The sequence below is a fragment of the Paraburkholderia nodosa genome, assembly GCF_001718195.1.
GTDB lineage: Bacteria > Pseudomonadota > Gammaproteobacteria > Burkholderiales > Burkholderiaceae > Paraburkholderia > Paraburkholderia nodosa_A.
Genome location: NZ_MCNV01000060.1, coordinates 1 through 9,503, shown reverse-complemented (window position 1 = coordinate 9,503; position 9,503 = coordinate 1). Strand labels below are relative to the sequence as shown.

The 9,503-nt window shown below is 60.8% G+C and carries 10 protein-coding genes; 6 read left to right on the top strand and 4 right to left on the bottom strand.

What is annotated here, in order from left to right; translation table 11 throughout:
* The 4 genes from BFD71_RS38510 to BFD71_RS38500 form a co-directional block, all read left to right on the top strand.
* The coding region (locus BFD71_RS38510) for an ABC transporter ATP-binding protein (protein ID WP_141710972.1) at positions 1–565 on the top strand (565 nt) is incomplete at its 5' end.
* 222 nt (positions 566–787) lie between these two features.
* Positions 788–1,078, top strand: coding sequence for a hypothetical protein (locus BFD71_RS40165; RefSeq protein ID WP_083245745.1), 291 nt, complete (start codon positions 788–790; stop codon positions 1,076–1,078).
* 77 nt (positions 1,079–1,155) lie between these two features.
* Positions 1,156–1,404, top strand: a complete 249-nt coding sequence (locus BFD71_RS38505) for a hypothetical protein (protein ID WP_069269404.1) — start codon at positions 1,156–1,158, stop codon at positions 1,402–1,404.
* 58 nt (positions 1,405–1,462) lie between these two features.
* Positions 1,463–1,678, top strand: coding sequence for a hypothetical protein (locus BFD71_RS38500; protein WP_069269402.1), 216 nt, complete (start codon positions 1,463–1,465; stop codon positions 1,676–1,678).
* A 1,926-nt stretch (positions 1,679–3,604) separates the two neighbouring features.
* On the opposite strand, the gene BFD71_RS38485 is transcribed toward BFD71_RS38500, so the two are convergent.
* Entirely contained in the window at positions 3,605–5,995 is a 2,391-nt protein-coding gene (locus BFD71_RS38485; RefSeq protein ID WP_069269399.1) for a PAS domain S-box protein, read from the bottom strand.
* A 340-nt stretch (positions 5,996–6,335) separates the two neighbouring features.
* On the opposite strand from BFD71_RS38485, the gene BFD71_RS38480 reads away from it, so the two are divergent.
* Positions 6,336–6,635, top strand: coding sequence for a hypothetical protein (locus tag BFD71_RS38480; RefSeq protein ID WP_141710971.1), 300 nt, complete (start codon positions 6,336–6,338; stop codon positions 6,633–6,635).
* 461 nt (positions 6,636–7,096) lie between these two features.
* Positions 7,097–7,414 carry a hypothetical protein gene (locus BFD71_RS38475; RefSeq protein ID WP_141710970.1) on the top strand — a complete coding sequence of 106 codons (318 nt, stop codon included), beginning with the start codon at positions 7,097–7,099 and terminating at the stop codon, positions 7,412–7,414.
* 90 nt (positions 7,415–7,504) lie between these two features.
* Here BFD71_RS38475 and BFD71_RS41210 read toward each other — a convergent pair whose 3' ends face one another.
* The 3 genes from BFD71_RS41210 to BFD71_RS38465 all read right to left on the bottom strand — a co-directional run bounded on the left by BFD71_RS41210 (position 7,505) and on the right by BFD71_RS38465 (position 9,438).
* The gene (locus BFD71_RS41210; RefSeq protein ID WP_141710969.1) at positions 7,505–7,795 is read right to left on the bottom strand and encodes a hypothetical protein; all 291 of its coding nucleotides are present in this window, start codon (positions 7,793–7,795) and stop codon (positions 7,505–7,507) included.
* Positions 7,796–7,856: 61 nt separating this feature from the next.
* Positions 7,857–8,666 carry a siderophore-interacting protein gene (locus tag BFD71_RS38470; RefSeq protein WP_069269396.1) on the bottom strand — a complete coding sequence of 270 codons (810 nt, stop codon included), beginning with the start codon at positions 8,664–8,666 and terminating at the stop codon, positions 7,857–7,859.
* A gap of 46 nt (positions 8,667–8,712) precedes the next feature.
* Positions 8,713–9,438, bottom strand: a complete 726-nt coding sequence (locus tag BFD71_RS38465; protein WP_069269395.1) for a PadR family transcriptional regulator — start codon at positions 9,436–9,438, stop codon at positions 8,713–8,715.
* Positions 9,439–9,503: the final 65 nt, after the last annotated feature.

Genomic DNA, 9,503 nt, shown 5'->3' with positions numbered 1-9,503 from the left:
ATGCATATCCGGGCAGCGCCTATGTGACGTGAGCCTGAGGAGCCTGCACGATGCGGTGAGTATCGTGCCTCAGGACATTTCGCTGTTCAACCGTTCGCTGCTCGACAACCTGCGCTACGGCCGCCCTGAGGCAACGGAAGATCAGGTGATGAAGGCCTGCGAGCATGCAGGGTGCCTGGAGTTGATCCGTTCGTTGCCCGACGGCCTGAACACCGTTGTGGGTGAGCATGGAACGAGCCTTTCTGGCGGCCAGCGGCAGCGAATCGCGATCGCGCGCGCCTTCCTGAAGGACGCGCCAATCCTCTTGCTCGATGAGGCGACGTCCGCACTCGATAGCGCGTCGGAAGCTGTCGTCCAGGCTGCGCTGGACAAGCTGATGAAGGGCCGTACGGTCGTGGCCATTGCTCATCGTCTCTCGACGTTGCAGAACTTCGATCGCATCGTTGTGATTCAGCACGGGCGCCTTGTCGACGATGGCACTCCGCAGGAACTGACGCGTCGGCCCGGTATCTATCGCGATGTCCTGCTACGTCATGAGCGCCGCGCCGGGGTAATGCAAGCCTGACACGACTTTCGCTGTACAAACGGCTGGAGAGGGGTAACATGAGAGCATCAGTCGACCTGCGACCGATCCCAGCCCTCCTCCTGCAGCCTTCCTCGGGGATCGAGCCGCTTTCCTCCATCGCAGACCACGAAACGCGATCGACCGCTGTCCAGATGTGTCGAGGCGGTCGCGTGCGCCCTTATCTCCGCTTTTGCCGCAAACGTGCGGCCAGAAGGTGACACCATGACTGTCGCTGCCCGTCTCTACCGTGGACTTGAGATTTGCCCACTGGTTTATCCGCACCGGCCAACCGCGTCCGGTGCCTCCCATAATTACGACGAGGGGTTTGATGCTGCTGTACGAATCCTGGGGCCGCAGGAGCCCGACGGCACTCAACGGAGCCGGGTGTTTTGCCTCGCAGCCAGCCGCCCATTCGGCAGTGCGGGCGATGCGCGTCGTGCATCGATCGAATATGCAGAGCGCCTCATCGATACCTGTTCACCGGGCGAGACTGTGGTCGATATGAAGTCCTGAACGTTTCTCCATTCACGTAGCCGCTGTTCCGCGCTGGAGCAATGGCTATGGCTTTCCGGTATCGATGGAGGTTCACCGTGAACAGAAACGACCTGCTCAGACGCATCCAGGTCCGCGGCCGCGACATTATCGATGAATATCTTCCGTCGGACGCGAACGCCGACCTGGATAGCCTGATCGGCGACCGTCGCCATGAGGTCGATCCTGAAGCGTACCGGATGTTCGTCGCAGTTCGCGCGCTGTTGCGCGAAAGCGGTATGCCAGGTTGCGAGTCGGATTGCGAGGCGGGGCAGATCATGGCCCTTCTCAACAGGCGCGCAGCCTGACGACGACGATGGACTCTGCGGCAGCTGGAAGCCGCACCCTGATTGACAAGGTGAATACATGCGTTCCGATTCAATCCGTTTCCGGATCGACCCAACACCCCGTCGGACGGACGGGGAATACATGGCGCACGCGCGTATCAGCGCCAATCGTGCGGATGGCAGCGAGTACGACGTTCATCTTAGTGGTGACCTGGCTGGATTCGAAGCACGCGAGGATGCCATTGCCTATGCGAAGCGCTGGGTCCAGCAATGGCTGGACACGCGCTTCGGATAGGAACGCCAGGGCACTGCGGTCGGGTAGAAGGCCGGACGTGTCTGCATCGGATGGACTGCAGCGTATCCCACGGGTCGAGCGCTCTTTTGCTGCATCGGACGGAAAAATAACGCAGCCTGATCGCGGAACAATGTCCGCCATAACGCGACGGACTGTACGGGATCTGATGGGAGGCGTATGGAGACGCGGATCGATACATTCAACGGTTGGCAAATGAAGGCAACAGTAGCAAGCAGACTTACCCCGGCGGGGGAAGCGAGATACTTCATTGTTGAGCCGCCCGTGTACGGTGAGACATCGGAATGCTTATCGAAGATTCGCGCGGACACCGAGTACATCAAGGGTCCATTCGATGATCCCGATGACGCGTTTCGAGCGGCTTTCGATGTCTGCAGACGGCCGATCCAGCAGGCCGAAAGTTCGCGGAACGTGCAGAAGATTGACTAACCGGATTTCTCTATCGTTCTCGCGGGGCATCCATGCTTCGAGTTTTGTCGCATCGCGGCTTTGAAATTCATGTGAGGCTGACGGACCTTGCCAGGCGCATGCTGCACAGGCTGGACAGAATGTCATCTCCTGAAGATCCTGAGATGGACGGGTACGCGGTTGCGCGACGCCTGCGCGCGGAAGATCTGACACGGCAAACGATCATTGTAGCTTTTACTGCCTTGGACGAGCCTACCACGCGTCGGTCGGGCGTCGGTGCGGGCTTCGATGCATACTGCCAGAAAGGCGCCGCGCCAGGCCCTCTGTTGCGCCTGCTTGAGACGCTCGCTCACTAGACCGGTGTTGTGGTCGACCTTGTAATCGTCGGCCACCAGGTATGTCAGGGAGAACTTCCGACACCTTTGTATAAAACCACGTTGACACCCTGTCAGCGACGTCCCGGCTGCCGTATGCTTAGCCGCGAACAGGAGAGGGCCATGACTCAAAAGGCGCGAGAGCTTTATCGGAGCGCGAACGGTGACCGTTGGTCGCTCGTCCACGAATACGACTCTGGCCGGGTTTTCGTCCGACATGAGCCCAACCTCTCGTCAGGTGGCCGGCCGTCAGACATCTCAATTGGCGACTTCCTTGTTCGAGATGGCGAAGGGCCGGAGCATAGCGAACTTCTGCGCCTGATCGGGACACTGGTGGAGACACCAGCCGATAACTAGCGCTTACTCAGGACCACTCGCGCGCGTCCACTCGAGAGACGCCACCTACATGACTACCATATGCGCCCGCCTGCGGCTCGCGCGACGGCGGACGCGTCTCGGAGAGCCCGCGCGCCGGCGATAAACAGCCTTTGGCCGCATGGAGGCGACGACTTGCTTAACGCGCGCCGCGCTCGAATGTCCGTTGCCAAGGCGGAGCCACCGCTCGAAAGTTCGTCTGAACGCTCGTTGGAACGTCCGTAACTGGGCCGTTCAGCGCCCGATGACCGAACGCGATGATCGTCTCGGGCGTGCGCGCGATACAAATGGCATAAAGCCACCCGTTGCTGCCATTCGTTGAGCACTATGCAACGTCCGTCATTCAGTCGAAAACGGCCGAGCGGTAGCAAGCACCACTCCTAGGTTTCCTCATCTCGGCCACGAAGAATTTCTGCCAGCAATGCATGCCAGCGCTCAACTTCGCGTTCGGCAGTCTCAAGCGCCGTCCGGTCTATAAACTGGGCTATCTCGTCCGTGACTTGAAGCCGTGCGACTAGCCGCCGCCATTCCACGTCCGCCGATAGATATGCAATTTGCGCTCGGGCTATTTCCGCAAGTTTTACAAATGAAAATCTTTCCACGCGGCCTACTCCGAGTAGCAGTCACTCGCCGACAAGATCCGGTTCCCCGCATCTTCGCGCCAGGCATGCCGCCGAGTGCGTGACGACGCTTCTTCGAACAGTCATTGAACAATCATCGAAACACGGCTATCAGCAGCAAAATTTCGGGCTTATTCATCTTCTTTTCGATTGATCTGTCCGCGCATCGCTGCGATAAGCGAACGCAATTGTTCTGCGGTAAACGGCTTGCGAAGAGAAGCGAAGCCGAATCCAAGCGCCTCGGGGGGAGGCGATTCGCCGCCGGACGCAAACACGATGTGGATACCCGGATGCCGCTCGTGCGCAGCCCGGGCGAGTTCAACGCCCGACTGACCGGGAAGCAAGAGATCCGTCAGAAGCACGTCCGCCTTTCCCTCCATCAATACCTGCATCGCTTGTTCTGCGCTGCTGGCCTGTTGCACGTCGTAGCCCATGCTGGTCAGCAATTCGCTCACTGCCTCCCGCGAGGCGCCGTCGTCGTCCACGATGAGGATCGAGACGTCCGTTGGCGAATGGACAGACGTTCGCCCCGATTGCTCCGTAGACTGGGTGGCCGAGGCATCGCTGAAGTCCTCGATGCGTGCGGGCCCGAGCAGCCGACGGATTCTGGAAGCAAGCTGCGCGCGGCTGTAAGGCTTGCTCAAAAGGTGAACGCCCGGGTCGAGGCGGCCGCCATGCACAATCCCATTCTGTGTGTATCCCGAGGTAAAAAGCACCTTCAGATGCGGCAGCGCGCGCGTCGCGAGCTTCGCGAGCTCGGTGCTTCGCATCGTGCCGGGCATCACCACGTCAGTAAACAGGAGGTCGATCTGCACGCCGCTTTGCACAATCGCCAGCGCGCTTTGTGCATTGTCTGCTTTCAGCACCGTATAGCCCATCTGTCTCAGTGATTCGACAACCGTTGCCTGTACCCGCCGGTCGTCCTCGACGACGAGAATCGTTTCGGAGCCACCGGTCAGCACATCCGGTGCAACGGGGTCGACGACGACAGCGGTCTCCATTGAGCGGGGCAAATAAACCTTTACGGTCGTCCCGTGTCCAACCTCACTGTAGATCCTGATATGGCCTCCACTCTGCTTTACGAAGCCATAAGCCATACTCAGACCCAGGCCCGTGCCTTGCCCTTCCGGCTTGGTTGTAAAAAAAGGCTCGAACGCCCGCTCGACAACGTCCGCGGGCATGCCCGTTCCGGTGTCAGTGATCGCGAGCATCACGTATTGCCCTTCAAGAACATCCGACGGGAGCGCGCGATAGTGGTCGTCCAGCGTTGCATTCGACAGTTCTAACGTCAGTTTGCCGCCTTCAGGCATGGCGTCGCGCGCGTTGATCGCAAGGTTCAATACGACGTTCTCGAGGTGGTTCGGATCCACCAGGGTGTTCCATAGACCGCCGGCAATTACGGTCTCCACATCGATCATTTCACCCAGTGCCCGCCTGAGCAGGTCGTCCATGCTGCGCAACATGACGGCCAGGTTCACCACGATTGGCTGCAACGCCTGCCGCCGCCCGAATGCGAGCAGTTGCGACGCCAGATTCGCCCCACGCTCGACCGCGTCGATGGCCTTGTCAAGACGCTCTCTCGTCCACCTATCGCGCCCATGCCGGCCTTCGAGCAGTTCCAGGTTACCACGCAACACCTGCAGCACATTGTTGAAGTCGTGTGCGACGCCGCCGGTCAACTTTCCCAGGGCCTCCATCTTCTGCGACTGGAGCAATGCCGCGCGCGCCTTTTCGAGTTCTTCCTGAGCAGTCTTGCGCTCCGTGACATCGCGCGTAATCTTGGCGAAGCCAATCAGATCTCCTTGCTCATCGCGTATCGCGTCAATGACGACGTTGGCCCAGAACCGGCTGCCGTCTTTCCTGACCCGCCATCCCTCGGTCTCGAAGCGCCCCTGCGTAGCGGCGGTGTTCAGGTTACGCTCTGGCAGCCCCTGTGCCGCATCCTCGGCCGTATAGAAGCGCCTGAAATGCGAGCCGATAATTTCGCTCGCTTCATATCCCTTGATGCGTGCTGCTCCAAGGTTCCAGTTTGTCACGTGTCCTTCCGGTGACAACATGAATATCGAGTAGTCGGTCACGCCTTGCACCAGCAGCCTGAATCGCCGCTCGCTTTCCAATATAGCCTCATGGGCGAGGCGTTTGTCGGTCGTGTCTCGCACGATCTTTCCGAAACCGATGAATGCGCCGTCGACGGCGTAGAGCGCGGTAATAAGGACGCTGGCCCAGAATCGCGTACCGTCCTTGCGCACCCGCCAGCCTTCGGTTTCGTATTGCCCGTGCTCCCTGGCGGCCTGCAGGGCTGCTTCGGGGACGCCGTTGCGCCGGTCCTCCTCCGTATAGAAGGCAGAGAAATGCCGGCCAATGATTTCGTCTGCGTCGTAGCCTTTGATGCGCCTGGCGCCGGGATTCCAGCTGGCAACCTCTCCTCGCCCGGTCAGTCTGAAGATCGCGTATTCCGAAACGCGCATGACCAGGGACGGCAGCCATGAAGAATCGATGTCGTGGAATTGCTCGCCTTCCATCAGATCCCTCGTCGATGTCGACGTCCGATAAAGTTGAAAACTGTACCTTGCAGCGTACAGGCAGGCGGCCGTTGCGCGTTCCTTCGTGGTCAGGCGCAACGAACCGGCGCTGCGATGCATTTACCCGGTCGCGAGTCCGCCTTGTACCAATTATGCAACACGGGCAATCCGCACCCGCCTTGTGCAGTGCGCAATATTGATGCGTGTGCGAAGCACCGGTCGGTGGAGCGCTCCGATGGCCGTCATGGCGAAGGATCAGGCTTGGCGTCGTGGCGTTCGCCGGACAGAGCGTCCGGCAATCCGGGAGGGCGTGCACACAAGGCCGATAGACGAACTTATCATGATCGACGCGAAGTTACGCGATTGCGACCAACGAATAGCGGAGCAGGAGCACCGTCTTGAGTCGATCAGCCAGACCTTACGCACCCGCGAGGATTCTGAGAAGTTGCATGCAAACCTGACAGCCAGCGTGAAGGCGCTTCAGGAGCTTCGAAGACTGGTGGTAAAGGAGGTGGAGAAGGGGTGTGTCGATTTTTTCGGGCAAAGACGTTGCCTGCAGACTCAGTTGCGTTTTCTCTTCGCCGCATCTGACGTGCGGTGCCATGCGGGACCTTCTATCGAAGACCGCCGTTGGCGGTGAGAGGACATTCGACGTGACGTGACGGGCGTCTCTTCCTGGCCGGGAGTACGCATTCATCAACGTGCCGGAAAGCTGCCATTGCCGACTCCAGCGTCAGCTTCGGAGAACGTTCGCTGAACTGGTGCTTGCGGACACACGTCGAATCTGTCAAGCAGACATCCAGATGGCAGTTCCACCCACCAAGTAGTCATTCCATTGACGATAGTCCACGTCACCTTCGCACGGCATTAGAACGGGTCGTCCACTTACGGAGCTAGTGTTGATGGTCCGTGGTCAGGTTCCAGTCTCCGAGCCGCGTGCCGACTTCTCGCCTGATGTACGCTCGGCCTCCGATCGAACGATGAAGCTGCACCTTTCGAACAGTTCATCAAACGTCAGTATGCCAATGGACGAAATGCTGTTCCGGTATCAGCGATGTTGGCTCAACCTATGAGCCCGCTAAAGGGTTGCTCGATTTCCCGATGGCGGTCGGCAAAAACTGGGACATTCGTCACGTCAGGCACTGGGCCTCGGGAGGGAACATGATCGTCAGCGCGCACGCGTCGGTCGAAGCGTTCGAGAATGTGCAGGTGGACGCCGGATCCTTCGACGCCTACAAAATCGTGGTCCACGGACTGAACAAAGGAAAGCTCAGCGGCGGTCCCGCGTCGCGATTCGATATCACGTACTGGTACGCGCCCAGTACAAAACGAATCGTGAAGTACGTGTACCAGTGGACCAACTATTTCCATCTGGAAAATTACACGTACGAGCTGACGGCGTATTCACTTGCATCCTGACCGTGGATGTCGAACTATCGACATCTGCGGACGGGACGGCTTCGCACGTTGGGCCGAGCCAACAAGCGCGCAAGCTACGCGCTGGCATGCTCACCGAACCGGATCGCGAGACCATGGCGGAAGCGCTGGAGTGGCCCGCGCATGCACTGCGGTGAGCGGGTTGGTCGCCTCGCCCGGTCGCTGCAAAACCCCTGTCCGGTGGCACCAGGCTGCGGCAGAACCCGTGTCCAGCGGCACGGTCTGGACGGCGAGCGCGTAACGGCGTGGCCAGTTGCAAATGCTGACGGGGGCGGCAGGATTCCCCGCATCGACGGTGAACTGCGTGAGCGCCAGCAGCCAGAGCAGGGTGCGTTCGCGCAGCGATGTGAGAGAAGTGGTCATGTATTGGCTTCGAGCCTGAACGTAAAAAGGCGCGGCAGTATTGCCGCGCCAGCGAGATCGATCAGTCGTCGATCGTTTCGTGGGCCCCCTGCGCGCCGCGGCGCCAGTAGGCGCAAGCGCGAATGCGCTTCTTGTCGACGCCGCGTTCGTTGCACAGATGCGCGCGCACTGCGCGGATCGCCGAGGCTTCGCCGGCAGCCCAGACGTAGCCCTCGCCCGGCGGCAGCCACACTTCGGACACGCCGTCCACGAGCGGGTGCTCCGACTCGCTTTCGTCGCGATAGCACCACGTGGCGTAAAGATCGGCTTCGGTGGGCAGCTCGATGCGGGCCGCGCGATTCGCCACTTCGACGACCACGGCTACACGCGCGCCGGCCGGCAGCTCCGTGAGGCGCCGCTGAATGGCGGGCAGCGCCGTTTCGTCTCCGATCAGCAGATGCCAGTCGAAGCCCGTGGGAATCACCATGGAGCCGCGCGGGCCGCCCACGCCGAGATACTGGCCGGCCTGCGCCTGTGCCGCCCATGCCGTTGCCGGGCCGGCTTCGTGCAGCGCGAATTCCAGATCGAGCTCGTTGGTTTGCGTATCGAAGCGGCGCGGCGTGTAATCGCGCGCGGCAGGGCGCTCGACGCCTTCGGGGAACACGATGCCGTCAGGGCCAAAAGTTGGCAGTACTGGCTTTTCTTCACCGGCGGCGGGAAAGAATACCTTGATGTGATCGTCGAACGACGCCGAGACGAAGTCGCTCAGATCACCCGTGAGCGTCACGCGGACGAGCGAGGGCGAGAGCGCCGTGACGCGCGCCACGCGCAACAGTCGGAACTTCAGCGGGTGACGCACACGGACGACTTCGAGTTGGGACGGGTTCTGCATGTATGGCTCCGATGATGTTGGGGTGGCGCGGCGTGGAAGCGGGTTGTCAAATGTCGCTGTTGTCGCTGCCGGTTTCGATTTCCTGGGTGGCGCGCGCAAGAATCGCTGCGATGCGGCGCTGTTCCTCCGGCGCGGCGTCGGTGCGACGCAGCAGCGCGCGCTTGAGCGCGCGGCGCGCCTCGATCAACTCGCGCACCCAGGCGCTGCCTTCGGCCGGATCTTCGCCGGCCATGGCGCGGCGCATGACTTCCATCTTGCGGCCGAAGTGCGTGAGCTTCGCGAGGATCAGGTCCGCGCGTTCGCGGTTGGCCTCGAGGTACGTGCGGCCTTCGGGCGAAAGCTCATAGCGCTTGCGGTTGCCTTCGAGCGTCACGCTTACATAGCCCAGTTCCTCGAGGTACGTGAGGGCCGGATAGACCATGCCGGGGCTCGGGCTGTAGAAGCCGTTCGAACGTGCGTCGAGCGCCTTGATGAGTTCGTAGCCGTGGCTCGGGCGCTCGGCGAGCAGCACGAGCAGCATGAGTTGCAGGTCTTCGGAGGTGAACTTGCGGCCCCGACCAAAACCGTCGCCGTCGCCGAAACCGCCGAAGCCGCGGCCGAAACCGTCGCCGAAGCGGTCGCCAAAGTCGCCGGGACCTTCGCCGCCGCGATGGCGGCCCATTGCGTGGCGCAGCGCGTGAAGCGCCTGCATGGCTGGGTGGCGGCCGCCGAAGAAGTCGCGCGGATCGCGCGCGGGATGGCCGGTTTGACCAAAGTGCGAATGGTGGCGCATAGGGCCTCCTTGTCTGGAGAGTGTCTTAAAACATGTTTTAAGATATATATCGTAAGAGTGTTTGT

Excerpts from the sequence above, each read along its gene's own strand:
- BFD71_RS40165 (WP_083245745.1), top strand. The coding sequence starts at position 788 with ATGACTGTCGCTGCCCGTCTCTACCGTGGACTTGAGATTTGCCCACTG.
- BFD71_RS38500 (WP_069269402.1), top strand. The coding sequence starts at position 1,463 with ATGCGTTCCGATTCAATCCGTTTCCGGATCGACCCAACACCCCGTCGG.
- BFD71_RS38485 (WP_069269399.1), bottom strand. The coding sequence starts at position 5,995 with ATGGAAGGCGAGCAATTCCACGACATCGATTCTTCATGGCTGCCGTCC.
- BFD71_RS38480 (WP_141710971.1), top strand. The coding sequence starts at position 6,336 with ATGATCGACGCGAAGTTACGCGATTGCGACCAACGAATAGCGGAGCAG.
- BFD71_RS38475 (WP_141710970.1), top strand. The coding sequence starts at position 7,097 with ATGGCGGTCGGCAAAAACTGGGACATTCGTCACGTCAGGCACTGGGCC.
- BFD71_RS41210 (WP_141710969.1), bottom strand. The coding sequence starts at position 7,795 with ATGACCACTTCTCTCACATCGCTGCGCGAACGCACCCTGCTCTGGCTG.
- BFD71_RS38470 (WP_069269396.1), bottom strand. The coding sequence starts at position 8,666 with ATGCAGAACCCGTCCCAACTCGAAGTCGTCCGTGTGCGTCACCCGCTG.
- BFD71_RS38465 (WP_069269395.1), bottom strand. The coding sequence starts at position 9,438 with ATGCGCCACCATTCGCACTTTGGTCAAACCGGCCATCCCGCGCGCGAT.